General features: G+C 62.6%; 25 protein-coding genes. 8 read left to right on the forward strand and 17 right to left on the reverse strand.

Annotated features, from left to right (window positions below):
- Positions 1-21 precede the first annotated feature (21 nt).
- The 9 genes from ACUXAC_RS19145 to ACUXAC_RS19185 form a co-directional block, all read right to left on the reverse strand.
- On the reverse strand, positions 22-309 hold the full coding sequence (locus tag ACUXAC_RS19145) for a YqjK-like family protein (protein WP_004937121.1): 288 nt from the start codon (positions 307-309) through the stop codon (positions 22-24).
- Complete coding sequence (locus ACUXAC_RS19150) at positions 306-707, reverse strand: phage holin family protein (protein WP_015379160.1); 402 nt, start codon at positions 705-707, stop codon at positions 306-308. Before ACUXAC_RS19150 ends, ACUXAC_RS19145 begins: the two co-directional genes overlap by 4 nt.
- A 2-nt stretch (positions 708-709) precedes the next feature.
- Entirely contained in the window at positions 710-1015 is a 306-nt protein-coding gene (locus tag ACUXAC_RS19155) for a DUF883 family protein (protein WP_060424699.1), read from the reverse strand.
- A gap of 164 nt (positions 1016-1179) precedes the next feature.
- The gene (locus ACUXAC_RS19160) at positions 1180-1551 is read right to left on the reverse strand and encodes a DUF1090 domain-containing protein (RefSeq protein WP_084827508.1); all 372 of its coding nucleotides are present in this window, start codon (positions 1549-1551) and stop codon (positions 1180-1182) included.
- A gap of 241 nt (positions 1552-1792) precedes the next feature.
- A complete protein-coding gene (gene mzrA / locus ACUXAC_RS19165) occupies positions 1793-2167 on the reverse strand; it encodes an EnvZ/OmpR regulon moderator MzrA (protein ID WP_004937130.1) in 375 nt (124 codons plus the stop codon).
- The gene (locus ACUXAC_RS19170; RefSeq protein ID WP_049198505.1) at positions 2164-2844 is read right to left on the reverse strand and encodes a DedA family protein; all 681 of its coding nucleotides are present in this window, start codon (positions 2842-2844) and stop codon (positions 2164-2166) included. Before ACUXAC_RS19170 ends, mzrA begins: the two co-directional genes overlap by 4 nt.
- Before the next feature lie 136 nt (positions 2845-2980).
- Entirely contained in the window at positions 2981-3427 is a 447-nt protein-coding gene (locus ACUXAC_RS19175; RefSeq protein ID WP_060424701.1) for a hypothetical protein, read from the reverse strand.
- A gap of 186 nt (positions 3428-3613) precedes the next feature.
- Positions 3614-4390, reverse strand: coding sequence for a transcriptional regulator ExuR (gene exuR, locus ACUXAC_RS19180; RefSeq protein WP_033636102.1), 777 nt, complete (start codon positions 4388-4390; stop codon positions 3614-3616).
- 119 nt (positions 4391-4509) lie between these two features.
- Positions 4510-5808, reverse strand: a complete 1299-nt coding sequence (locus ACUXAC_RS19185) for an MFS transporter (RefSeq protein WP_060424703.1) — start codon at positions 5806-5808, stop codon at positions 4510-4512.
- Positions 5809-5885: 77 nt separating this feature from the next.
- Between ACUXAC_RS19185 and ACUXAC_RS19190 the strand changes: the two genes are divergently transcribed.
- Genes ACUXAC_RS19190 through ACUXAC_RS19200 form a run of 3 tightly spaced genes read left to right on the forward strand, consistent with a single transcriptional unit; the run spans position 5886 to position 9029 of the window.
- Positions 5886-6053 (forward strand): hypothetical protein, encoded by a 168-nt coding sequence (locus ACUXAC_RS19190; RefSeq protein ID WP_454266827.1) that lies wholly within the window; start codon positions 5886-5888, stop codon positions 6051-6053.
- 55 nt (positions 6054-6108) lie between these two features.
- Complete coding sequence (uxaC, locus tag ACUXAC_RS19195) at positions 6109-7521, forward strand: glucuronate isomerase (protein ID WP_060424706.1); 1413 nt, start codon at positions 6109-6111, stop codon at positions 7519-7521.
- Between the two features lie 20 nt (positions 7522-7541).
- Positions 7542-9029 carry a UxaA family hydrolase gene (locus ACUXAC_RS19200; RefSeq protein ID WP_141960322.1) on the forward strand — a complete coding sequence of 496 codons (1488 nt, stop codon included), beginning with the start codon at positions 7542-7544 and terminating at the stop codon, positions 9027-9029.
- Between the two features lie 52 nt (positions 9030-9081).
- On the opposite strand, the gene sstT is transcribed toward ACUXAC_RS19200, so the two are convergent.
- From sstT to ACUXAC_RS19225, 5 genes are all read right to left on the reverse strand, one after another.
- Complete coding sequence (gene sstT, locus ACUXAC_RS19205) at positions 9082-10317, reverse strand: serine/threonine transporter SstT (protein WP_454266828.1); 1236 nt, start codon at positions 10315-10317, stop codon at positions 9082-9084.
- 262 nt (positions 10318-10579) lie between these two features.
- On the reverse strand, positions 10580-11548 hold the full coding sequence (locus ACUXAC_RS19210) for a TerC family protein (RefSeq protein ID WP_318653017.1): 969 nt from the start codon (positions 11546-11548) through the stop codon (positions 10580-10582).
- Between the two features lie 252 nt (positions 11549-11800).
- Complete coding sequence (locus ACUXAC_RS19215) at positions 11801-12532, reverse strand: glutamine amidotransferase (RefSeq protein WP_060424716.1); 732 nt, start codon at positions 12530-12532, stop codon at positions 11801-11803.
- 1 nt (position 12533) lies between these two features.
- Positions 12534-13514, reverse strand: a complete 981-nt coding sequence (locus ACUXAC_RS19220; RefSeq protein ID WP_070915396.1) for a Gfo/Idh/MocA family protein — start codon at positions 13512-13514, stop codon at positions 12534-12536.
- A gap of 50 nt (positions 13515-13564) precedes the next feature.
- The gene (locus ACUXAC_RS19225) at positions 13565-14071 is read right to left on the reverse strand and encodes a M48 metallopeptidase family protein (RefSeq protein ID WP_004937154.1); all 507 of its coding nucleotides are present in this window, start codon (positions 14069-14071) and stop codon (positions 13565-13567) included.
- 149 nt (positions 14072-14220) lie between these two features.
- Between ACUXAC_RS19225 and rlmG the strand changes: the two genes are divergently transcribed.
- Entirely contained in the window at positions 14221-15360 is a 1140-nt protein-coding gene (rlmG, locus tag ACUXAC_RS19230; protein WP_015379148.1) for a 23S rRNA (guanine(1835)-N(2))-methyltransferase RlmG, read from the forward strand.
- Positions 15361-15394: 34 nt separating this feature from the next.
- Here the strand turns inward: rlmG and ACUXAC_RS19235 are convergent, their stop codons facing one another.
- Positions 15395-17416, reverse strand: a complete 2022-nt coding sequence (locus tag ACUXAC_RS19235; RefSeq protein ID WP_454266829.1) for an oxidoreductase — start codon at positions 17414-17416, stop codon at positions 15395-15397.
- Positions 17417-17723: 307 nt separating this feature from the next.
- On the opposite strand from ACUXAC_RS19235, the gene ACUXAC_RS19240 reads away from it, so the two are divergent.
- Positions 17724-19343 (forward strand): ABC-F family ATP-binding cassette domain-containing protein, encoded by a 1620-nt coding sequence (locus ACUXAC_RS19240; protein ID WP_454266830.1) that lies wholly within the window; start codon positions 17724-17726, stop codon positions 19341-19343.
- 15 nt (positions 19344-19358) lie between these two features.
- Here the strand turns inward: ACUXAC_RS19240 and pdxR are convergent, their stop codons facing one another.
- The gene (pdxR, locus tag ACUXAC_RS19245; protein ID WP_454266831.1) at positions 19359-20849 is read right to left on the reverse strand and encodes a MocR-like pyridoxine biosynthesis transcription factor PdxR; all 1491 of its coding nucleotides are present in this window, start codon (positions 20847-20849) and stop codon (positions 19359-19361) included.
- A 121-nt stretch (positions 20850-20970) separates the two neighbouring features.
- On the opposite strand from pdxR, the gene ACUXAC_RS19250 reads away from it, so the two are divergent.
- Genes ACUXAC_RS19250 through ACUXAC_RS19260 form a run of 3 tightly spaced genes read left to right on the forward strand, consistent with a single transcriptional unit; the run spans position 20971 to position 25003 of the window.
- On the forward strand, positions 20971-22236 hold the full coding sequence (locus tag ACUXAC_RS19250) for a 4-aminobutyrate--2-oxoglutarate transaminase (RefSeq protein WP_454266832.1): 1266 nt from the start codon (positions 20971-20973) through the stop codon (positions 22234-22236).
- Between the two features lie 12 nt (positions 22237-22248).
- A complete protein-coding gene (locus tag ACUXAC_RS19255; protein ID WP_225529196.1) occupies positions 22249-23703 on the forward strand; it encodes an NAD-dependent succinate-semialdehyde dehydrogenase in 1455 nt (484 codons plus the stop codon).
- 58 nt (positions 23704-23761) lie between these two features.
- Positions 23762-25003, forward strand: coding sequence for an aromatic amino acid transport family protein (locus ACUXAC_RS19260; RefSeq protein ID WP_454266833.1), 1242 nt, complete (start codon positions 23762-23764; stop codon positions 25001-25003).
- 73 nt (positions 25004-25076) lie between these two features.
- On the opposite strand, the gene yfcF is transcribed toward ACUXAC_RS19260, so the two are convergent.
- Positions 25077-25712 (reverse strand): glutathione transferase, encoded by a 636-nt coding sequence (yfcF, locus tag ACUXAC_RS19265; protein WP_387444990.1) that lies wholly within the window; start codon positions 25710-25712, stop codon positions 25077-25079.
- Positions 25713-25756: the final 44 nt, after the last annotated feature.

The raw sequence follows: 25756 nt of genomic DNA on the forward strand, positions 1-25756 counted from the left end.
TTTGAAGGAAAGGCGTGGGGCTTACTTGGCGGAGAAGGTCTTTTTAAACAGGCGGATAGCGCTCCAGGCACCGAAAGCGCGGCGCGACCAGCGGATCATCTTGCTGGGGTGGCGAATGCCGTATAGCGCCATGACGCTGGAACCGAGCACCAGATAGCGGCGCAGGCCAAACACCGTTTGCCAGCCGCGGTCGATGCGTTCGGTCTTCTCCAACCACAGAGACTTGTGTTCGGCCAGATCCAGGCGTTGCTGCTGGATCTGGCGAATCAGCCTCTCTTTTTTCCATTCCAGGTAGCGGCGGCGGCTCATGGCTCGCGCTCCAGTTCGGCGCGGTCGAGTTCCAGCTGCTTGCGCGTGGCGCCGAGCAGCGTGGTGCGACGGGCCTTGACCAGCGTCCAGATGGTGCCGACCACGGCCAGGAACAGCAGCACGCCGGTCGTGGCGCCCAGCGCCACCAGCCGGTAGACCGGATCGATGGCCCAGAAGATCAGGATCAGCAGGCTCATCAAACCGAAGGCGGTGAACAGCAGCGTCATACCGGCCATGATCAGCAGCTGAATGAGGTTGGCTTTCTCCTCTTCCAGCTCGACCACCGCCAGCCGGACACGGGTTTCCACCATGCCGACCAGGATCGTGATGATGCGCTGACCGATATCCAGGACCCCTTTAGCGGGGCCCTGCGCGCGCACTTGCGGTTGTTCAGCCATGATTAACGACGCGCGAGCAGCACGCCCAGCACGACGCCGACCGCCGCGCCGATACCGATGCCGGTCCACGGGTTGTCGCGCACGTAGTCGTCGGCCTGACCGGCGATCTGTTTGGTTTGCGAAGCCAGCTTGTCACCGGCGTCGCTCAGGCGAGCGCGGCTCTCTTTCAGCGCGCCTTCCGCTTTCGAACGCAGCTTCTCCAGCTCGGCTTTCGGCTTATCGGTGGAGGAGTTCAGCACTTCCTCCAGCGTATCGGCTAAGGACTTCAGTTCAGCGCGTAAGTTTTCTGCATTTGAATCATGTGCCATGTGATTATTCCTTAACGTTTATTTCGACAGACTTTTAACATAGCGGATTTTTTCGCCGGAGCAAAGGGGTGATGGCCAGCAGATAACACCAGGCATCAATTCCATATGCTTAAGAAATCCCGTGTGATGGGGCTCTCATCGATAAATCCGCTGGTGTAAAAAAATTATTCCGCCTGGGCGCGTTTCAGCTCAGCCTGCGCTTCCGCCAGCTTTTGCTGCTTCTTGGCGACCTTGTCCAGCTTGCCGGTTTGCTGTGCTTCTTTCAGTTCCTGCCGGCGCTCGTCGACCTTGCGCTGCTTCTCCGCGATATTTTTCTGGCGTTCGGCCTGCAGGCCGGCTTCAGTACAGTGAGTCTGCACTTCGCTCAGCGCTTTTTTCAGCCCGTCCACGCGGTGGGTGTTGCCGTGTTGGGTGGCGTAGTCGATTTGCTGCTGGATGTCTTGCGCTTTGGCGGCGCAGCCGCCCTCAGCGGCCGAAGCGAGCGACGGCAGCGTGCAGAGTGGCAACAGCAGTAACAGTGAATGGCGTAATTTCATCTTTCAGTTCCTTTTCATGGGATGCCTGAACAGGCATCCGCTTTCCTGACTGCCGAAGGCGGCAGCGCGAGAGGAGGGCGTTCATCGCCGGCTGAAGTTACCCTTCAGCATAGTCATGAAACCGGCGTGCCCCCAAAGAATCAGCCGTGACTCAGTGCCGACTGATTAATTCTTGAGCTAATCAATGCGAATGAAAATGAAGATAATGGCAATGAAAGGAAACCCCTTCCTATGAAGGGGATTATCCCAGATTGAGTGGGGAACGCGCAAATTCGCGTACCCAGTGCGACGGCACGGGGGACTCGCTCAACGCGATGTGGTAACCGGGCGGCAGGATGGTTTGCAGCGCTTCGCGCGCCAGCAATTGCTGCTCCGGCGAATCCAGACGGATGACCAGGCCATCGCCTTCCGGCGTAATGCTTTTGATGCGGATGCCGCGCTCATCCAGGCGCTGATAGACGTAAAAACCGTCGGGCAGCGACAGCCCTTGCTGGCTGGCGCGAATGCGCAGCTCGCTCTCGGTGCGCACCATGCAGGGCACCAACAGCGTCGCCAACGCCAGCAGGGCGAGCGCGATCATCAAGACGTATTGCCAGCGCGGGCGCTTTGCTGTCACGCCCCTTTCCCCGGATTCTGGCTGCCGGCGCGTTTTTTGCGCCACAGCACGATCAGCGAGCCGACCAGCCCGACCACCAGCAACACCAGCGGCAACATCATCAGGCAGAACATCAGCTGATCTTCATACTTGCGGAACACCGGGGTTTTCCCCAGCGCGAAACCCAGCGTCGTCAGGATCAAGACCCACAGCAGGCCGCTCATCCAGTTGAAGAACTGGAAGCGCGCGTTGCTCAGGCCGGACAGGCCGGCGATGGTCGGCAGCAGGGTGCGCACGAAGGCCAGGAAGCGGCCGACCAGCAGGGCGGAAAGCCCGTGGCGGTGGAACAGGTTGTGAGCGCGCTGATGGTAGTGGGCCGGCAGGTGCGAAAGCCAGCCTTGCACCGTTCGCGTATTGCCGAGCCATCGGCCCTGTATATAGCTGACCCAGCACCCCAGGCTGGCGGCGACGGTCAGGATGACGATGGTCAGCGGGAAGCCCATGGTGCCTTTGGCGATCAGCACGCCAACCAGGATCAGCAGGCTGTCGCCCGGCAGGAAAGCGGCCGGCAGCAGGCCGTTTTCCAAAAACAGGATCATGAACAGCAGAATGTAGAGGGTCCACACCAACGAAGGGTTCGCCAGCGTCTCAAAATCCTGCTGCCACAAGGCATGTATCAGTTCTTTAATGATATCCATCCGGTGTTCCTAAAACGTCATTGTTTATTTTTATCTCAGCGGCGGAGCGGGCGTGGGCTGAAAGCGCGCGGCGATCCTGAATGCTGATAACGATGAAACGGCGTTGCTTTAAGGTTTCTAAGCGGTGCGACACCGGTCATAGGTGGTAAGTCAGCGTGCCACGGTACTGCATGTTGCTTTCTTTCCAGCCGGCCTGCCGACTCTGTTGCCTGGAGGCGTCCAGCGTCCAGTCGACCTGGGCAAGCCGGTTGGGGGCCGGGGTGTCCTGGCGGGGGAAACGAATTCGGTAGCCCGGCTCTGCGGCCAGGGTATAGACCGGTGCCGTCAGGGAGGACGCGAGCAGCGAACCGGGGAAAGAGTGCGCTCTGGGCAGCAGCAGCGGCAACTTGCCGGGGGCTTTGCGGCGCGCTTCGGCCGGCGCCCGATACACATGATCATAGGGGGAAAGCGCCGGCTCCGCCAGCAGCGGCAGGCTGCTCAGCGCGCTGGGGGTTGGCTTGGGTGACGCCACGCATAGCTGTTGGCCGGAGACCGAACCGGTCCAGCAGAAAACAGCAATCAGCATGGCAAACAACCAGCGCATTTATTCGCGTCCCGCCCCCGCAGCAATGGGTAAAAAAGTGGGCTAACTCTACCAAAATAGCACGATTGGCAACAGGGAAATCTACGTTGCCGACGGTGAAATAGTACACGGCAAACGGCGGTTCCGGCATCGATTCAGCGGATTTTACATTACCTGACATAAGCCGACGGTTTTTGACCGCCGGGGCTATTTCGGCTCGTGGCTCACGCCATCCAGATGCACCACCGGATTCTCGGCGAACAGGTAGCGGTCGGCGTTGTATTCGAAGTCGTCGCTGGTGGCGTTAAACAGCATCTGCTTGGTGTTTTCCAGGTGCTGCCACATCGCCAGTTTAGCGGCGTAAGGATCTTTGCGCATCAGTGCCTTGAGGATCTGATCGTGATCGTCGCACCAGCTGGCGATCGAACGTTCGTCGATATGCTCGTGCAGTTTCTTCCAGTAAGGGTTGTTGACCCGCTGCACCCACATTTTTTCCACGATGGTGGCCATGGCGGTGTTCTGGGTGGCCAGCGCCACCTGCACGTGGAACTTCAGATCCCACTGCGAGTCGCGGAAGCGATCCTCTTTGCGGGCGTGCTCCTGGATCTCCATCAGCTGCACGATATCTTGTTTGGTCACCTGGGTGGCGGCGAATTCGGCGATGTTGCTTTCGATCAGCTGGCGCGCCTGCAGCAGCTCAAACGGGCCCGCGGTGGCGAACTCGATGCTGTCGCCCGGCACCACCAGGTGTTTTTGCTGGTTGGACACCACGTGGATCCCGGATCCCTTGCGCACGTCCACATAGCCTTCCACTTCCAGCATGATGATCGCTTCGCGCACCACGGTGCGGCTGACATTCATCTCTTCGGCGATGTATCGCTCGGCCGGCAGCTTGTCGCCTACCGGGTAGCGGCCGCTTTCGATACGTTGCTTAAGCTCGGCGGCCAGTTGCTGATACAGGCGTCTGGTTTCGGTGAATTCCATAGTGAATGCTCTATACGGTGCGGTGGGAGGGGGCGCGTGGCCATCGGATTTGTTATACCACTTATTCGGCACCGCTGCCAGAGGAGCAAAAGGCCCGGCGCGGCGGCCGGGCGGCGGGATCAGCTGCGCGCCGGGGCCGGCTGCAGCGCGGCGGGTTGCGGTTCGGCGGCCGGGCGGTTTTGCAGCACCGTCCAGATGACGATGGCGCCGAGAATGTCGAAGACCGACAGCGCGGCGAACAGCGGACTGAAGCCGAGGGTGTCCGCCAGGGCGCCGACCACCAGGGCGAACAGCGTGCTGGCGGTCCAGGCCGCCATGCCGGTCAGGCCGTTGGCGGTCGCCACCTCATTGCGGCCGAACACGTCGGAAGAGAGGGTGATCAGCGCGCCGGACAGCGCCTGATGGGCGAAGCCGCCGACGCACAGCAGCGCGATAGCCGCATAAGGGCTGGTGAACAGGCCGATCATGCCGGGGCCGATCATCAACACCGCCCCCATCGTCACCACCAGCTTGCGCGAGACGATCAGATTGACCTTGAAATACTTCTGGAACAGCGGCGGCAGGTAGCCGCCGACGATGCAGCCGAGATCGGCGAACAGCATCGGCATCCAGGCGAACATGGCGATCTCTTTCAGATTAAAGCCGTAGGCCTTGAACATGAACAGTGGGATCCAGGCGTTGAAGGTGCCCCAGGCCGGTTCCGCCAGAAAGCGCGGCAGCGCGATGCCCCAGAACTGGCGGTTGCGCACGATCTGCCAGGCGGACATCTTTTTGGCGTTTGAGGTCTGGTGCTGCGCTTCCTGGCCTTCGAGGATGTAACGACGCTCTTCCTGGCTCAGTTTCTTCTGATCTTTCGGGTGCTTGTAGAACAGCAGCCAGCAGATGGCCCAGATCAGGCTCAGCACGCCGGTGATGATGAACGCCATCTCCCAGCTGTGCGCCACGATGGCCCATACCACCAGCGGCGGGGCGATCATGCCGCCGATCGACGAACCGACGTTGAAATAGCCGACGGCGATCGAACGCTCTTTGGCCGGAAACCACTCGCTGCTGGCCTTCAGCCCGGCGGGGATCATCGCCGCCTCGGCCATGCCGACCGCGCCGCGCGCCAACGCCAGCCCGCCCCAGCTGTTGGCCAGCGCGGTGCCCATACAGAACACCGCCCAAAGAATGGCGAACATGGCGTAACCGACCTTGGTGCCGAGCACGTCCAACACATAGCCCGCCACCGGCTGCATCACGGTGTAGCAGGCGGAATAGGCGGCGACGATATAGGAATACTGCTGGGTGGTGATGTGCAGCGTATCTTCCAGCGTCGGCGCCGCCACGGCGATGGCGTTGCGGGTCAGGTAACCCAGCACGGTGCCGACGGTCACCAGCCCGATCATGTACCAGCGTAACCCTTTAATTTTACGCATCCGAAATGTCTCCCCGTTTGAAGGTATGGCCGGCGATGCGGCTGGCGAGACAATAACCTGTCATACAGGTTTAAAAGTTGAGTGATATCACAAAAGGAATTATTCGCCTGAGCGATACTGTCGCCGGTGAAATAGGGCGTTTATACCGCACATTTGCCGTAAAAACGAGCGAAAAAGGGATTGGAGGACAGCAAAACGGCAGATGGCGGGAAAAATTTGCTGGACGCTCGCTAAAATTGGTGTGATAACTTTTGTGATTCGATCCCTGTGCCGCACGGCAAGTAAGGTAAGGAGCCCGAGATGGCGACGTTTTTGAGCGAAGATTTCCTGCTGGACAGCGAATTTGCCCGGCGTTTGTACCATGACTACGCGGCGCAGCAGCCGATTTTCGACTACCACTGCCATTTGCCGCCGCAGCAGATTGCGGAGAATACCCGCTTCAGCAACCTGTACGATATCTGGCTGCGGGGCGATCACTACAAATGGCGGGCGATGCGCACCAACGGCGTGGCGGAGCGGCTGTGCACCGGCGATGCGGGCGATCGCGAGAAATTCGACGCCTGGGCCGCCACGGTGCCGCACACCATCGGCAACCCGCTCTATCACTGGACACACCTGGAGCTGCGCCGGCCGTTCGGCATCACCGGGACGCTGCTGTCGCCGAGCACGGCGGATGAGATCTGGCAGCGCGGCAATGCGCTGCTGGCGCAGGATGAGTTTCGCGCGCGCGGCATCATGCGGCAGATGAACGTGAAAATGGTCGGCACTACCGACGATCCGATCGACGATCTGCGCCACCATCGGGCGATCGCCGACGATCATAGCTTCGATATCAAGGTGTTGCCGAGCTGGCGGCCAGACAAGGCCTTCGCCATCGATGCGCCCGGCTTCAATGACTATCTGCGGCAGCTGGAGGCGGCGGCGGACACCGCCATCGGCCGTTTCAGCATGCTGTGCGACGCCCTGCACAAGCGTATGGATCACTTCGCCGCCCACGGTTGCAAGGTGGCCGACCATGCGCTGGACGTGGTGGTGTTCGGCGAGGCCGATGAAGCGACGCTGGATGCGATCCTGCTGCGTCGCCTGAACGGCGAGCTGCCGACGCCGGAACAGAGCGCGCAGTTCAAAAGCGCGGTGCTGCTGTTCCTGGCCGGCGAATACCGGCGCCGCGGCTGGGTGCAGCAATATCACATCGGCGCGCTGCGCAATAACAACAGCCGCATGTTGGCCGCCGTCGGGCCGGATATCGGCTTCGACTCGATCAACGATCGGCCGCTGGCGGAGCCGCTGTCGCGGCTGCTGGATGCCCAGGCGCGGCAGGGCGGCCTGCCGAAAACCATTCTCTATTGCCTCAACCCGCGCGATAACGAAGTGATCGGCACCATGATCGGCAATTTCCAGGGGGAAGGCACGCCGGGCAAGATGCAGTTTGGCTCCGGCTGGTGGTTCAACGATCAGAAGGACGGCATGCAGCGCCAAATGACGCAGCTGGCGCAGCTCGGGCTGCTGAGCCGCTTCGTCGGCATGCTGACCGACAGTCGCAGCTTCCTGTCGTATACGCGCCATGAGTACTTCCGCCGTATCCTTTGCCAGATGATCGGCCGCTGGGTGACGGACGGCGAAGCGCCGGCCGATATCGCGCTGCTGGGCGGGATGGTGAAAAACATCTGCTTCGACAACGCCAAAGACTATTTCGCCATTGACCTGGCGTAGCCGTTATCCGGGACCGGTTTATGCAAAGTACGATAAAGATTCACGAGCAGGATAACGTGGCGGTAGCGCTGCGCGATCTGGCCGCTGGAGACACGGTTGAGCTGGCAGGCGTAGCCGTTCCGCTGGTGCAGCCGGTGGCGCGCGGGCACAAGTTTGCGCTCGGCCCGATCGCCGAGGGCGAGGACATCATCAAATATGGCCAGCCGATCGGCCACGCGCTCGTGGCCATCGGCCCTGGGGAGCATATTCATTCGCAAAACGCCAAAACCAACCTGAGCGATCTGGACAGCTACCGTTACCAGCCGCAGTTCCCGGCGTTGCCGCCGCAGGCGGCGGATCGCGAGGTGCAGCTGTACCGCCGGGCCGGCGGCGACGTGGGGATCCGCAACGAACTGTGGATCGTGCCGACCGTCGGCTGCGTCAACGGCATCGCCCGCCAGATCCAGCAGCGCTTTTTGCAGCAAACGCAGGCGGAGGGGATCGACGGCGTGCATCTGTTCAGCCATCCGTTCGGCTGCTCGCAGCTGGGGCAGGATCATGCCAACACCCGCATCATGCTGCAGAACATGGCGCGCCATCCCAACGCCGGCGCGGTGCTGGTGATCGGGCTGGGGTGCGAGAACAATCAGGTGGATGCTTTTCGCGCCACGCTGGGGATGGCGGACGAGCGGCGGCTGCGCTTTATGGTGTGCCAACAGCAGGACGACGAGGTGGAGGCCGGGCTGGCGCTGTTGCACGAGCTGTACCGGGAGATGCGCCACGATCGCCGCGAACCGGGCCGCCTGAGCGAGCTGAAGTTCGGCCTGGAGTGCGGCGGTTCGGACGGATTGTCGGGCATCACCGCCAACCCGTTGCTGGGGCGCTTTTCCGATTATGTGATCGCCAACGGCGGCACCACGGTGCTGACCGAAGTACCGGAGATGTTCGGCGCCGAGCGCATTCTGATGAGCCGTTGCCGCGACGGGGAGACCTTCGACAAAACCGTCGACATGATCAACGATTTCAAACGCTATTTCATCGCCCATCAACAGCCGATATACGAGAACCCATCGCCGGGCAATAAGGCCGGCGGCATTACCACGCTGGAAGAGAAATCGCTCGGCTGCACCCAAAAAGCGGGCCTGAGCCAGGTGGTGGACGTGCTGAAGTACGGTGAGCGGCTGCGCGTGCCGGGGCTGAATCTGCTCAGCGCGCCGGGCAACGATGCGGTGGCGACCAGCGCGCTGGCCGGTGCCGGCTGCCATATGGTGCTGTTCAGCACCGGGCGCGGCACGCCGTACGGCGGCTTTGTGCCGACGGTGAAGCTGGCCACCAACAGCGAGCTGGCGGCGAAGAAACCGCACTGGATCGATTTCGACGCCGGCGGCCTGATCCACGGCGTGGCGATGGAGACCTTGCTCGGCCGCTTCGTCGATCTGATCGTCGAAATCGCCAACGGCCGCCCGGCGCGCAATGAAGCCAACGATTTCCGCGAGCTGGCGATCTTTAAAAGCGGGGTGACGCTCTAACGCTGACAAAAAAGGCGCTCGAGGGAGCGCCTTTTTATGAAGCAACTTGCGCTTAACGCACCTTCAGCGGGTCTTCGTTCGCCAGCCGTTGATCTTCCGCCTGGCAGGCCGCGGCGGTGAACAGCACGTCGGTGGAGGAGTTGAGGGCGGTTTCCGCCGAATCCTGCAGCACGCCGATAATAAAGCCGACCGCCACCACCTGCATCGCCACGTCGTTCGGAATGCCGAACATGTTGCACGCCAACGGGATCAGCAGCAGCGAGCCGCCGGCCACGCCGGAGGCCCCGCAGGCGCACAGGGCGGCCACCACGCTCAGCAGCAGAGCGGTCGGGACGTCCACCGCGATGCCCAGCGTGTTCACCGCCGCCAGCGTCAGCACGGTGATGGTGATCGCCGCGCCGGCCATGTTGATGGTGGCGCCCAGCGGGATGGAAACCGAGTAGGTGTCCTCATTCAGATTCAGCTTCTTGCACAGCTCCATGTTCACCGGGATGTTGGCGGCGGAGCTGCGGGTGAAGAAGGCGGTCACGCCGCTCTCGCGCAGGCAGGCGAACACCAGCGGATACGGGTTGCGGCGGATTTTCCAGTAAACGATCAGCGGGTTGAGCACCAGCGCCACCAGCAGCATGCAGCCGAGCAGTACCATCAGCAGCTGGGCGTAGCCCCACAGCACGCCGAAGCCGGTTTCCGCCAGCGTGGAAGCCACCAGGCCGAAGATGCCGAGCGGCGCACAGCGGATCACCGCGCGCACCACCAGCGTAACCGCATGGGACATGTCGTTGATCAGCCCTTTAGTGGTTTCGGAAGCGTGGCGCAGCGCCAGCCCCAGCCCGACGGCCCACGCCAGAATACCGATGTAGTTGGCGTTAATCAGCGCATGGAACGGGTTGGCCACCACGCTCATCAACAGGCCTTTCATCACGTCCACGATGCCGCCCGGCGGGGTAATGTCCGTCGCGCCGGTGGTCAGCGCCAGCGTAGAAGGGAAGATAAAGCTGACGACGACCGCCACCAGCGCGGCGGCAAAGGTGCCCAGCAGGTAGAGGAACAGGATCGGGCGAATGTTGGTCTTCTGCCCCTGTTTATGGTTGGCGATCGAGGCCATCACCAGAATCAGCACCAGCACCGGCGCCACCGCTTTCAGCGCGCCGACGAAGAGGGAACCGAGCAGGCCGACGGCGGAAGCCGCCGCCGGCGAAACCAGCGCCAACAGAATGCCGGCCACCAGGCCAACCATGATTTGTTTGACCAGGCTACCCTGCGTGATCTTTTGTAGTAGTTTTTGCATAGTGCTTTCTTCCTGATGTTATCTGGCCGCCGCGGCGGGAACGACGCCGGGTAGCTTTATATGATTCTGTAACTAAGTGTGTTTGCCGAATCAGTATTCAGCAATCGAATGATGTTGGAAAGAGGCGGGGATGAAATTCTGAGCGCGGATCAACACTTGATAACATACTGGTTACATTTGTGTGATCGCAATAACGTTTGGCGTTTTGGGGGAATTGCCAAACAATCGCGGGGCGACTAGCGCCCCGGATAACAGATTGTGGTTATTTCTTCGCCAGGCGATCGTTGCGGCTATTGACCCAGGCGTTGATCAGCAAGGTAAGCGTCAGGATGCCTGCCACCACGCCGAGCGACACGCCGATCGGGATGTGGAAGAAGTCGATAATCAGCATCTTGATGCCGATAAACACCAGGATCACCGACAGGCCATATTTCAGCATCGAGAAACGCTCCGCTACGTTGGCCAGCAGGAAGTACATGGCGCGCAGGCCCATGATGGCGAACAGGTTAGAGGTCAGGACGATGAACGGATCGGTGGTCACGGCGAAGATCGCCGGGATGCTGTCCACCGCGAAGATCACGTCGCTCAATTCGACCAGGATCAGCACCAGCACCAGCGGGGTGGCGAACAGGATGCCGTTGCGGCGCACGAAGAAGCGCTCGCCTTCCAGGCTGTCGGTCATGCGCAGGTGGCTGCGCAGCCATTTCACCAGCGGCTTGTCGCCGATCGCCGAGTCATCTTCCTTCGCCAGCGCCATCTTGATACCGGTGAACAGCAGGAAGGCGCCGAACAGATACAGCAGCCACTGGAACTGGCTGACCAGCCAGCTGCCGGCGAAGATCATGATGGTACGCAGGACGATCGCGCCCAGCACGCCGTAGATCAGCACCCGCCGCTGCAGATTGGCCGGCACGGCGAAGTAGCTGAACAGCATCAGCCAGACGAACACGTTATCCACCGCCAGCGCTTTTTCGATCAGGTAGCCGGTCAGGAAGGCCAGCGCCTGGGTATCGGCGACGGCGCGCCCGGCGGTTTCATTCAGGTAGTACCAGAAACCGAAATTGAACAGCAGGGAGAGGCTGACCCACACCAGCGACCAGCTGGCGGCCTGCTTCAGGGTCATGGTGTGCGCGCCTTTACGGCCTTGCAACAGGAGGTCGATTGCGAGCATCACGACGATGACGGCGGCGAAGCTGCCCCATAACCACGGTGTGCCAACGGAATTCATCATCAGAGGTATCCTTCAAAAACAAAAACGGCCAACGTCGGAAGACGCCAGCCGCTCTGTGAACGCTGCAAGCAAACCTCGCCTTCCGGCAAGGTCTCACTTACAACGTTGATGAAGGTGGTTACACCTTTGACATCAGGTTGCCCGGTAACCGGATGCTTGCGCATCGTAATGACGATTGACCGGCAATGAAGTTACTCCCCTTTGCAGAGCAGAAAGTAATGCAAAATGTGTCGGCGGTCAACGTGAATCGCGTTAGCCGGCCATCGCTTTTTGCGCGCCGAGGCTGACGACGAATCCCTGCAGCAGCAGGCGGCTGAACGGCGTGTCGCTAACCTGTTGTTGTTGCTGTTGATAGCGGGCCTGCTGCTCGGGATGCAGTTCGCCGAGCCACTGCAGATACTGGCTCATCACCGCGCCGTTGAATTCCGGATGGAACTGGGTGGTCAGGGCGTGATCGCCATAGCGCAGGATCTGGTGCGCGTCCTGCTGCGAACGCGCCAGCGTCTGCGCGCCGGCGGGCGGCGTCAGCACGCTCTGCGAATGGATAAGGTTGGCCTTGAAACGCGGCGGCAGCAGGGTGAGCCGCCGGTCTTCGGCCGCGGCGGGCAGCAGTTCGATCTCCAGCGTACCCACCTCCATGCCCTGCGGGTGGTAGCCCACTTCGCCGCCGAGCGCGTAGGCCAGCAGCTGGTGGCCGTAGCAGACGCCGAACAACGGCAGTTTGATCGCCATCGCCTGACGCAGCCATTCGGCGGCTTCCTCGCTCCACGGCAGCTGTTCGGTCACCATCGCCGGTGAGCCGGTAATGACAACGCCGCAATAGGCGGCCGGCGGCAACGGCCTCTCGCCGGCGGGAAGATGCACGATGTGCGCGCGTTCGGCGTCGATGTTGCCCTGTTGCAGGAACATACCTTCAAAGTTGGCAAGTTCCTGGCGAATGGCCTGCGGCGCGTCGCCGGTTTGCATCACGAGCAGCGGTTTCATCTCATTCTCCGTCGGCGGGGAAGACGACGCCGGTCTGGCGGCGGATGTCGGTCAGCAGGCGGGCGACGATCAGCGAATTCTCCAGCCCCGGGTGTTCCACCTGATGCTTCTCAATCAGCTCGGCGAAGGCCAGCGCTTCATACAGCATGGTATTGATGTGCTGCGTCTGGCTCAGATCCTGGCGGTTGCCGCCGCGCGGCGTCAGCGCCACGCCCTGACACTCGGAAATCTTGTCGATAATCAGCGTGCCTTCTTCCCCCTGGATCTCGCTGGGGATCGCCGAGTCGCTGACCTTGGAATGGGAAAGCGTGACGTCGAAATCGCCGTAGTTCAGACAGACGGTGCCGTGGGCGTCCACGCCGGTATCCAGCAGCGTGGCGCTGGCCAGCACCGACTGCGGCGCGCCGAACAGCGCTACCGCGCTGGCCAGGCAGTAGTAGCCGATGTCCATGATCGAGCCGTTGGAGAACTGGGGGTTAAAGGTGTTGGGGTTCTCGCCGGCGAGATAGCGCGGGTAGCGCGAAGAGTATTGGCAGTAGTTGATAAAGGCTTTGCGCAGCCGGCCGACTTTCGGCAATGCCTGCTGCAGCGCCAGGAAATTCGGCAAGTAGGCGCTTTTGAACGCTTCGAACAGCACCACCTGATTTTCCCGCGCGCAGGCTACCAGCTGTTCCGCTTCGCGCTGGTTGGAGGCCAGCGGCTTTTCGCAGATCACGTGTTTTTTATGGCGCAGGAACAGCAGCGATTGCGGGCAGTGCAGGGAATTGGGGCTGGCGATATACACCGCGTCTATGGCGTCAGACTGTGCCATCGCCTCGAGCGAGTCGAAAAACTGCGTGACCTGATAGTTGGCGCCAAATGCCTGCGCCTGGTCCAGCGAGCGTGAATACACGGCGCTCAGCTTGAGTTTGCCGCTTTCATGGGCGGCATCGATAAAACGTTCCGTAATCCAGTTGGTGCCGACGACGGCAAAGCGAATCATGGCGAGCTCCGGTCCAGGCCTAAAACCGCAGATTATCACGCCCTCACTCGCTATGCATACAGCTCGCCGAACAGCGAAAGGTGCGTCAGATACAGCCGGGTATCGAACTCCAGCTGGTGGTAATCCGGCTCCATATGGCAGCACAGGCTGTAGAACGCCTTGTTGTGATCTTTCTCTTTCAGGTGCGCCAGCTCATGCACCACGATCATGCGCAGGAAGGGTTCGGGCGCCACCTTGAACACCGTCGCCACGCGGATTTCCGCCTTGGCCTTCAGCTTGCCGCCCTGCACGCGCGAGATGGCGGTGTGCAGGCCAAGCGCGTGCTTCATGACGTGGATCTTGCTGTCGTAGGCCACCTTGCTCAGCGGCTGGGCGTTGCGCAGATACTGGTTTTTCAGATCGACGGTAAACTGATACAGCGACTTGTCGGTGGTACAGTCGTGCACCTGCGGATAGCGCTGCAGCAGCACGTCTCCCAGCCGATTCTGATGGATCAGTTGCTGCACCTGGCTTTGCAGATGCGTTGGGTAGCCTTGCAGGTAGGTCAATTCAGACATTCTTGTTCCGTATCAACGGCCATTCAGCCGGTCATTCTATGCTGTTTTTTCGCTCAAATCCTGACATACGCAATTTATCCGAAAAAACATTTTACTGACGGGCGTTTTTAGGGGATAAACAGCCCAAATTTTATCAGTCAGGAGGGGCAATGAGCCAACTCGATCTGGGAACACAGCAACTTGAGCTGGAGCGTTATCCCCAACAGGAAGAATCCACCCAACTGCAGGCGTGGGAAGCAGCGGACGAATATCTGCTGCAACAGCTTGAAAACGTAGATATCGGCGGCCGTCCGGTGCTGATTTTCAACGATAACTTCGGCACCCTGGCCTGTGCGCTGCACGCGCATCGTCCTTACAGCGTCAGCGACTCGTACATGAGCCAGCTGGCGACGCGCCACAACCTGAAGCTCAACGGTCTGGATCCCGAGCAGGTCACGCTGTTGGACAGCCTGGCCGAGCTGCCGGCGGCGCCGGCGGTGGTGCTGATTCGCGTGCCGAAAGCGCTGGCGCTGCTGGAGCAGCAGCTGCGCGCGCTGCGCCACGTCGTGACCGAAGACACGCTGATCGTCGCCGGCGCCAAGGCGCGCGACGTGCATACCTCGACGATGCAGCTGTTTGAAAAGGTGCTGGGCCCGACGCGCACCAGCCTGGCGTGGAAGAAAGCGCGCCTGATCTTCTGCCAGGCGGCGGATATCGTCCCACCGGCGGCGGCGGAAACCACCGACTGGACGCTGGACGGCACCGATTGGCTTATCCATAACCACGCCAACGTCTTCTCGCGCGGCAGCCTGGATATCGGCGCGCGCCTGTTTATGGAACATCTGCCGCGTGGCCTGAACGGCCATATCGTCGATCTGGGCTGCGGCAACGGCGTGATTGGCCTGACGGCGCTGGCGCAAAACCCGGAAGCGCAGGTGACCTTCGTCGATGAATCTTACATGGCGGTGGCTTCCAGCGAACTGAACGTGGAGCACAACCTGCCGCAAGAGCTGGATCGTTGCCAGTTTGAGGTGAACAACGCGCTGGCGGGCATCGAGCGCGAAAGCGTGCAGGCGGTGCTGTGTAACCCGCCGTTCCACCAGCAGCATGCCATTACCGATCACACCGCCTGGCAGATGTTCTGCGACGCCAAGCGCTGCCTGCAGGTAGGCGGCGAGTTACGCATCGTCGGCAACCGCCACCTCGACTATCATCAGAAGCTCAAGCGTCTGTTCGGCAACTGCACGCTGGTAGCCTCGAACAAGAAGTTCGTGATCTTGAGAGCGGTGAAATCCGGCGCGCGTCGCTGAGCGTGATGACCAAGGGGCGCGGTGCGCCCCTTTTTTACAGCGCCATCGCCAGCCGCGTACCCTGATCGATCGCGCGGCGGGCGTCCAGCTCGGCGGCCACGTCGGCGCCGCCGATCAGATGCACGGTTTTCCCCATCGCCAGCAGCGGTTGCTGCAGCTCGCGGCGCGGTTCCTGCCCGGCGCAGATGACCACCGTGTCTACCGGCAGGCAGCTGTCCTGCTCGGCGCGGGTGATGTGCAGCCCTTCGTCGTCGATCAGCCGATAGCTGACGCTGTTGAGCATTTTCACGCCGCGCATCGCCAGGCTGGCGCGGTGGATCCAACCAGTGGTTTTCCCCAGGCCTTCGCCCACTTTGCTGGTTTTGCGCTGCAGCAGATAGATTTGCCGCGCGGCGCGTGGCGCCTGAGGGCCTTGCGCCGCCAGCCCGCCGCGCTGCTCAAGGCGGCCGTCAATGCCCCATTCGCGGTTGAATTCCGCCTGATCCTGGCTGCTGGACACGCCGTGCTGGCTGAGGTACTCGGCGGTGTCGAAGCCGATGCCGCCGGCGCCGACGATCGCCACCCGCTGGCCGACCGGTTTTTTATCGCGCAGCACGTCCAGATAGCTCAGCACCTTGGCGTGGCCGATGCCGGGGATGTCCGGGGTGCGCGGCAAGATGCCGCAGGCGAGGATCACTTCGTCGAATTCGCTTAAATCCGCCGCCTCGACCTTGACGCCCAGCCTGACCGTCACTTCGCGCAGCGCCAGCTGGCGGCGGAAGTAACGCAGGGTTTCATGGAATTCTTCCTTGCCGGGGATCTGCTTGGCGATGTTGAACTGGCCGCCGATCTGATCGGCCGCGTCGAACAGCGTCACCTGATGGCCGCGGCTGGCGGCAGTGGTGGCGAAGGCCAGCCCGGCGGGGCCGGCGCCGATCACCGCCAGCTTTTTCGGTTTCTCCGCCATCGTCAACGGCATTTCGGTTTCGCGGCAGGCGCGCGGGTTGACCAGGCAAGACGTCAGCTTGCCTTCAAAAATCTGGTCGAGACAGGCCTGGTTGCAACCGATGCAGGTATTGATCTCGTCGGCGCGTCCCTCGGCGGCTTTCTGCACAAAGGCGGCGTCGGCGAGGAACGGGCGCGCCATCGACACCATGTCGGCGCAGCCGTCCGCCAGCACCTGCTCGGCCACCGCCGGATCGTTGATGCGGTTAGTGGTGATCAGCGGAATACCCACCTTGCCCATCAGCTTGCGGGTCACCCAGCTGAACCCGGCGCGCGGCACCATGGTGGCGATGGTCGGGATGCGCGCCTCGTGCCAGCCGATGCCGGTATTGATGATCGTGGCGCCCGCCTGTTCGACCGCCAGCGCCAGCTGTTCAATCTCCTGCCAGCTGGAGCCGTCTTCCACCAGATCGAGCATCGACAGCCGGTAGATCAGAATGAATTCCGCGCCCACCGCCTGTCGCACCGCCCGCACGATCTCGACGGCGAAGCGCATGCGGTTGGTGAAGCTGCCGCCCCAGCGATCGTCGCGCTGGTTGGTGCGCGCCGCCAAAAATTGGTTGATCAGGTAGCCTTCGGAACCCATCACCTCAACGCCGTCGTAGCCGGCCTGTTGCGCCAGCGCCGCGCAGCGGGCGAAGTCGGCGATGGTCTGCTCGATCTCCGCTTCACTCAGCGCGCTTGGCGCGAAGGGATTGATCGGCGCCTGCAGCGCGGAAGGGCCCACCGGGTGCGGCTGATAGCTGTAGCGGCCGGCATGCAGGATCTGCAGCGCTATCTTGCCGCCCGCGCGATGAACGGCCTCGGTGACCGGCCGATGGTGAGGCAACTGCGCCTCGCTGTTGAGGGTGGAGCCGCCGCGATACACCACGCCTTTGTCGTTGGGCGCGATGCCGCCGGTGACGATCAGGGCCACGCCGGCGGCGGTGCGCTCGGCATAGAACGCGGCCAGGCGCTGCGGGCCGTCAGGCAGCTCTTCCAGGCCGGTATGCATCGATCCCATCAGCACCCGGTTTTTCAGGGTGGTGAAGCCGAGATCCAGCGGCGCCAGCAGGTGAGGGTAATTGCTCATTGCACTCTCCATCGGGTGAAATCGGGGCCCGTTGTTATAATTATGTGAACATAAGTGGTCGGATGAGATAAATCTAGCCGTTGTCGCGCCGCTTGGGAATCTGCGTTGTGCCGAATGTGATAGACGTCATGAATCTCAGGCACCGTTTGCATAACGAACAAAAGATCGGTTAACCTTTGCGCGTTGTAAATACCTTCTCTCTGCGGAGCCATAACCGAAAATGAACAACCACACCTGCTGATATCGGGTCCCACGCTGTGCGCTCCCGCGCCCTGTGGGGATGTTTTGATCTCATTCAGGAGTGCTTATGGCTCATTTTGCGCAGTCCCCTTATTTCGTTTTACATCAACTGACCTGCCAATTTGCTGACGGCGAAACGCTGTTCGGCCCGCTGGATCTCGCTTTCGAACGGTCGCGCTGCGGCCTGGTGGGGCGTAACGGCGTCGGCAAAACCCAGCTGCTGCGCCTGATCGCCGGGCGGGAGCGGCCGGGCAACGGGCACGTCGAATCCCATGCCGCATTGGCTTACGTTGCGCAGCAGCCGGAGATCGCGGCGAACACCACGCTGGCGCAGCTGCTGGGCTACGGAGAGGTCTTCGCCGCGCTGGCGCGCATCGAGCAAGGGCGGCCGTTGGCGGACGACATCGATCGTCTGGAAGGACGCTGGGATCTCAACGATCGCCTGCAAAGCGCCTTCGCCGCCGCCGGGCTGCCGGCCTTCGATCCGCTGCGATCCGCAAGCTCACTGAGCGGCGGCGAACGGATGCGCGCGGCGCTGTGTGGCGCTTTTCTGGGGGAGGCGGATTATCTGCTGTTGGACGAACCGACCAACCACCTCGACAGCGCCGGGCGCGCCTGGCTGTATCAGCAGCTGGATCAGTGGCGCGGCGGGCTGCTGATCGCCAGCCATGATCGGCAGCTGCTGGGGCGTATGGAGCGCATCGTCGAACTGACGCCCGGCGCGCTGCGCAGCTATGGCGGCAACTACGACGACTACCGGCGCCAGCGCGACACGGAGCAGCAGGCGGCGCGCGCCGATCTGGAACATGCGCGCGAGGAGCGCCGCCGCACCCGCGCCCGTCAGCAGAAAGAGCACGACATGAGCCAGCGGCGCTCGGCGCAAACGCTGCGCGTCGTCGATACGCTGAATATCGCCTCTTTCGAACGGGCGGCCTACAAATCGGCGGCGAAGGAGAGCCTTGGCACGCTGCGCAAACAGCATCAGGATCAGCGCGACAGCCTCGATGCGGCGGTGCGCGAGGCCTATCAGCGGGTGGAGGACGAGCAGCCGGTGTTGCTGGCGCTGCCGGGCAGCGAAGTGAGCGCGAACAAGCAGGTGCTGGTACTCGAGCAGCTGCAGCTGCCGTTCGTCAGCGCGCCGCCGCTGGATCTGCGGATCGACGGCCCGATGCGCGTGGCGTTGACCGGCCCCAACGGCTGCGGCAAATCCACCTTGCTGAAGACCGTTCTCGGTCAGCTGACGGCGCTTTCCGGCCATTGTCATTGCCCGCTGTCGACGGCCTACCTCGATCAAACTCTGTCGCAGCTCGACCCGAGTCTGTCGGTGATGGACCATCTGGGGCTGCAGGATTCGCCGCTGGCGGAAGGCGCGTTTCGCACCCGGCTGGCGCAGCTGCAGCTTGGCGCGGATCGCATCGCGCTGCCGCTGGGCGCGCTGAGCGGCGGCGAACGGCTCAAGGCGGCGCTGGCCTGCGCGCTGTGGCGGCGACAACCGGCACAGCTGCTGTTGCTGGACGAACCGACCAACCACCTGGATCTGGCGTCGTCGCTGGCGATCGAAACTGCCCTGGCGGATTTCCCCGGCGCGATGCTGGTGGTATCGCACGACGAAGACTTCCTGCAGGCGCTGCGGCCGACGCACCGCCTGAACCGGCAGGCGGACGGCTGGCGGCTTCAGGCCTGGTAACGCGCAAAGGCGGCCCTAGGGGGCCGCCTTTTTCATCTCGGGCGCGTTAATGCAGGCCAACAGTTGGGTGAAGGCCGCGGCCATCTGCTCTTCCGGCACGCAGGCAAACCCCATCAGCAGGCCGCGCCGGCGGTTGGGCAGCATGTAGTAGCGCGACAGCGGCCGCACCAGCACCCCCTGCGCGCCGGCGGCGGCGGCGATCGCCACGTCGTCGGCCTCGTCCGGCAGGTTGAGGATCAGGTGCAATCCGGCGTTGCTGTTGAATTCGCTGAGCGCCTGTTTGCCGATGTGCTGTTCGATCAATCCGGTCAGGAAGGCGCGCCGCCGGGCGTACAGCAACCGCATGCGGCGGATATGCGCGGTGTAGTGCCCTGCCTGAATAAATTCAGCCAGCGCGCTCTGGATCAGGAGGTGCCCACCTCGGTACAGCTCGGCGTGGGCGGTTTTCAGCGCCTGCACCAGCGGCGGCGGTAACACCACATAGCCGAGGCGCAGCGCCGGGTAGAGCGTTTTGCTGAAGGTGCCGATGTAAATCACCGGCGCGTCGGCCTCCAGCCCTTGCAGCGCCGGGATCGGTTGGCCGGAAAAGCGGAATTCGCTGTCGTAGTCGTCCTCGACGATCCAGCCGCCGGCGTTGCGCGCCAGCGCCAGCAGCCGTTGGCGGCGCGCCAGGCTCATCACCGAGCCGAGCGGATACTGGTGTGACGGGGTGACGAAGATCAGCCGCGGCGGGGTGGTCGGCTGCTCCGGCGGCACCAGCCCGGCTTCGTCCACCGCCAGCGGGCAGATGTTCAGCGCATTGATGCGCAGGATATTGCGGATCCCCCAATAGCCCGGCTCTTCGATCCAGGCGTCATCCCCTGGATTGCACAGCATGCGCGTCACCAGATCGATCGCCTGATGGATGCCCTCGGTGATCAGGATCTGTTCCGGCGAGCAGCGCACCGAGCGCGCCACCCGTAAATACTCCACCAGCGCATGCTGTAGCTCCGGGCTACCGCCCTGATTGCTGTAGGTCAGCCGCTGCGGCGCCGGGCGGCGGCTGAGGCGCGCCTGGATCTTGCTGAACAGCTGATGGGGAAAGGCGTTGACGTCGGGCACGCCGGGAATGAATGCCCCCCACTGTTTGGGGCTGGCGCTGGCGTGGTGCAGCAGCGTGGCGCCGCGCTCCGACAGTTCGACGCGGCGCGGTTGCCCGCTGCCGTCCGCCGGGGCGCTGCCGGTGGAGAGGCAGCTGTCCGGCACCGTGTCGGCGACGAAGGTGCCGCTGCCGGTGCGCGCCAACACGTAACCTTCCGCCAATAGTTGTTCATAAACGGTTAACACGGTGTTGCGGGATAGGCTGAGTTCCTGCGCCAGATCGCGCGAGGCGGGCAGGCGGCTGGAGGGCGGCAGGCTGCCGTCGAGAATGCTGGTGCGGATCGCGTTGTAAAGCCGCTTGTGCAGCTTGTCATCGGGCTGCTCGCCGAGGCGCTGCAGCAACAGATCACCACTCAATGAGCGCAATTGGATCCCTCAATTATTCGTAACTGGCACTCGATTATAGGGCCACATCCTGTGTAAATAAACGGCATTGTTTCACGAATGTGAACGAAACGTGTAACTGGCACCGACCGGAGAGAACAGCATGAAAAACGCAGAATTGAACCAACGCCGTCAGGACGCCACCCCGCGCGGAGTGGGCGTGATGTGTGGTTTTTACGCCGAGCGCGCAGAGAACGCCACGCTGTGGGATGTGGAAGGCAAAGAAGTGATCGACTTCGCCTCGGGGATCGCCGTGCTGAACACCGGCCACCGCCACCCAAAGGTGATCGCCGCGATTGAAAAGCAGCTGCAGGCCTTCACCCACACCGCCTATCAGATCGTTCCTTACGAAAGCTATGTTTCGTTGGCGGAGCGCATCAACCAGCGCGCGCCGATCGCCGGCCCGAGTAAAACCGCCTTCTTCACCACCGGCGCGGAAGCGGTGGAAAACGCGGTGAAGATCGCCCGCGCTTACACCGGCCGTCCGGGCTTGATCACCTTCGGCGGCGGTTTCCACGGCCGTACTTATATGACCATGGCGCTGACCGGCAAAGTGGCACCTTACAAACTGGGCTTTGGCCCATTCCCCGGCTCGGTGTTTCACGGCCAGTACCCGAACGCGCTGTACGGCGTGACCACCGAAGACGCGATGAACAGCCTGGATCGCCTGTTTAAAGCGGATATCGATCCCAAGCAGGTGGCGGCGATCGTGCTGGAGCCGGTGCAGGGCGAAGGCGGCTTCAACGTGGCGCCGGCCGAATTCATGCAGGCGCTGCGTGCGCTGTGCGACCAGCATGGCATTCTGCTGATCGCCGACGAAGTGCAGACCGGCTTCGCCCGTACCGGCAAACTGTTCGCTATGGAGCACTACAGCGTTAAACCGGATCTGATCACCATGGCGAAAAGCCTGGCGGGCGGCATGCCGCTGTCGGCGGTGGCGGGCCGCGCCGAGGTGATGGACGCGCCGGCGCCGGGCGGGCTGGGCGGCACCTACGCCGGTAACCCGCTGGCGGTGGCCGCGGCGCATGCGGTGCTGGACGTGATCGACGAAGAGCAGCTGTGCCAGCGCGCTCAGCGTCTCGGCCAGCATCTGGTGGAAGTGTTGCAGCAGGCGCGCAAAACCAGCCCGGCGATCGCCGATGTGCGCGCGCAAGGCTCGATGGTGGCGGTGGAGTTCAACGATCCGGCTACCGGTAAACCTTCAGCCGATATCACCCGTCAGGTGCAGCAGAAGGCGATGGAGGAAGGGCTGCTGCTGCTGAGCTGCGGCGTGAACGGCAACGTGATTCGCTTCCTGTACCCGCTGACCATCCCGGACGATCAGTTCACCAAGGCGATGGGCATCCTGTCTCGCGCGCTGGCCCACTAAGGAGCGAACGGCATGAAATTGAACAATCCCGAGCTGCTGCGCAGCCAGTGTCTGATCAACGGCGAATGGTGCGATGCCCTGAGCGGCAAGCGCGAAGCGGTGATCAACCCGGCCACCGGCGCCGAACTGGCCAGCATTCCGCTGGTCAGCGAAGAGGAAACCCAGCAGGCGATCGCGGCGGCGCAGCGGGCGCAAAACGAGTGGAAACAGCAGACCGCCAAGCAGCGTTCTGCGCTGCTGCTGGCCTGGGCCGACAAGGTGCTGGCCGCACAGGAAGATCTGGCGCAGCTGATGACCGCCGAGCAGGGAAAATCGCTGGCGGAAGCGCGTGGCGAAGTGGCGTACGCCGCGTCGTTCATCACCTGGTTCGCCGAAGAGGCCAAGCGGGTGGACGGCGCGGTATTGCAGGCGCCGCAGGCTTCGCAGCGCCTGGTGGTGGTGAAACAGCCGATCGGCGTGTGTGCGGCCATCACCCCGTGGAATTTCCCGGCGGCGATGATCACCCGCAAGGTGGCGCCGGCGCTGGCGGCCGGTTGCGCCATCATCGTCAAACCGGCTGAGCAAACGCCGTTGACCGCGTTGGCGCTGGCCAAGCTGGCGCAGGACGCCGGTATTCCCGCCGGCGTGTTGCAGGTGGTGACCGGCGAAGCGGCGCAGGTGGGCAAGGTGCTGTGCGACAGCCCGGTGGTGCGCAAGCTGAGCTTTACCGGCTCGACCGAGGTTGGCCGCATCCTGATGGCGCAGTGCGCGCCGAGCATCAAAAAACTGTCGCTGGAGCTGGGCGGTAACGCGCCGGTCATCGTGTTCGACGACGCCAATCTGGACGCGGCAGTGGCGGGCATCATGGCCTCCAAGTTCCGCAACAGCGGCCAGACCTGCGTCTGCGCCAACCGCATCTACGTGCAGGACGGCATCTACGAGCGGCTGGCGGAGAAACTGGTGGCGGCGGTCGAGCAGTTGAAAGTTGGCGACGGCAGCCAGGAAGGCACCACCCAGGGGCCGCTGATCGACAGCGATGCGGTGGCGAAGGTGCAGAGCCATATCGACGACGCGCTGATCAAAGGGGCGCAGATCGCCACCGGCGGCCAGCCGCACGCGCTTGGCGGCACTTTCTTCCAGCCGACGGTGGTGACCGGGGTAACGCAGAAGATGCGCTTCGCCAAAGAAGAGACTTTCGGGCCGGTGGCGCCGCTGTTCCGCTTCCATGACGAGGCGGAAGCCATCGCCATGGCCAACGACACCGAATTCGGCCTGGCCGCCTACCTGTTCACGCAGAACGCCGCGCGCCAGTGGCGCGTGCCGGAAGCGCTGGAGTACGGCATGGTCGGCATCAACACCGGGCTGATTTCCAACGAAGTGGCGCCGTTCGGCGGCGTGAAACAGTCAGGGCTCGGGCGTGAAGGATCGCGCTACGGGATAGAAGAATATCTGGAGCTGAAATACCTGTGTATCGATGTGAGCTGTTGAGCGTCAGGACGTTAACCCATCCCGGCGGCCAGCGTCGCCGGGCGATAAAGGATGATGCATGTCTGATAATATCTCTGTTTCTCCGGCGCTTGCCGCCGGGGTGCGAGCACCTGCACCCGCCAAATCGTTAAGTTTCCTCGAAGGGGTGGCGATGATCGTCGGCACCAACATCGGCGCCGGGGTGCTCTCCATCGCCTACGCCTCCAGCAAGGCCGGTTTCCTGCCGCTGCTGTTCTGGCTGGTGCTGGTGGGGAGCCTGACCACCATCACTATGCTGTACGTCGCCGAATCCACGCTGCGCACCCGCGCACATCTGCAGCTGAGCGGGCTGGCGAAGCGCTACGTCGGCGGCCTGGGCGCCTGGCTTATGTTCGCTTCGGTGTGCGTCAACAGCGTTGGGGCGCTTACCGCCTACATGACCGGCAGCGGCAAGCTGCTGCAATCGCTGTTCGGCATCTCGCCGGCGCTGGGCAGCCTGCTGTTCTTCGTGCCCGCCGCCGGCGTGCTGTACCTCGGTTTGAAAGCGATCGGCCGCGGCGAGAAGTTCATGAGCATCGGCATGGTGGTGATGTTGACCGCGCTGGTGGCGGCAACGCTGCTGAAAGACACCACCCAGATGCGCAACCTGCTGGACGGTGACTGGCGCTATATGGTGCCGGTGTTCAACGTGGTGGTGTTCTGCTTCTCGGCGCAGTACATCGTGCCGGAAATGGCGCGCGGCTTTGCCGACAAGCCGGAACAACTGCCGAAGGCGATCATCGTCGGTATGGTGGTGACCTTCATTTTGCTGGCGGCGGTGCCGATGTCGGTGATCGCGCTCAGCGGGCTGGATGACATCTCCGACGTGGCCACCATCTCCTGGGGCCAGGCGCTGGGGCAGTGGGCGTTCTTCTCCGCCAACATCTTTGCGCTGTGTGCGATGCTAACCTCGTACTGGGGATTGGGCGGCAGCTTCCTGACCAATATTTTCGACAAGTTTCGGCTGGGCAACGACGAGCTGCCGCTGCGCCGCTTCGGCGTGCTGCTGCTGGTGGTAGTGCCGCCGTTCGTGCTGGCCTACAGCGGGCTGGTGTCGTTCGTCAACGCGCTCTACTTCGCCGGGGTGTTCAGCGGAGTGATCCTGTCGATCATGCCGATGCTGATCCTGCGCGGCGCGCGCAAACATGGCGACCAGACCCCGCGCTGGCAGTGCAACTGGATCACGCACCCGCTGCTGCAGGTCAGCATTGTGCTGCTGTACCTGGCCAGCGCGGTGTACGCCATCGCTTCATTGTTAGGCTATCTGCCCTCTGGATGGTGATTTGCCTTCCCTCAAGCAGTGATGTTGTTTCTCGGCATTGAGAACGGCGGCGTCGTGGCCGCCGATTTTTTTCTCAGGCGCGCCCTTTTTCCGACAACGCCAGCCAGGCCTGCACCGACGGGCGCTGCCACTGCTTGTGCGCATAGTGGCGCACGCGCTCCGGCACCGGGTCGCCGTGCATCACCAGCCGGTTGAGCATCAGCGCCAGATCGGTGTCGGCGATGCACCACTCCCTGAACAGATTGTCCTGCCCGTGGCTCAGCAGCTTTTCCACGGCGGCGATCAGCTTGCGCGCGGCCTCCTGCGCGGCTTCGGACAGCGGCGGGAACTTGCCGTTGTTGAACACCACCTCGGTCGAGCGCTCGGCGCGGATCGGCAACAGATCGCTGCGCAGCCAGGCCTGGATCTCGCGCGCCTTGGCGCGCAGCTTCACGTCGCGCGGGTACACGGCGTGGGCCGGGTGGATGTCTTCCAGGTATTCGGCGATCGCCGAAGACTCCGAGAGCTGAAACTCGCCGATCGCCAGCGTCGGCACCCGGCGGGTGAGCGACAGCGCCGCGTAGGCCGCCTCTTTGTTCTCTTCTTTCGCCAGATCCACCGGCTTCACGGTGAACGGAATGCCTTTTTCCGTCAGCACGACAAAGGCGGACATGGCGTACGGGCTGAAAAATTCACTGTCGGTATAAAGCTCGATGATCGGTTGAGACATCGGCGGTTCCTCGGGGTTAAGGGGGGAACATTCATCATTGACGA

The sequence above is a fragment of the Serratia sp. 121840015-1 genome (genome assembly GCF_053627655.1).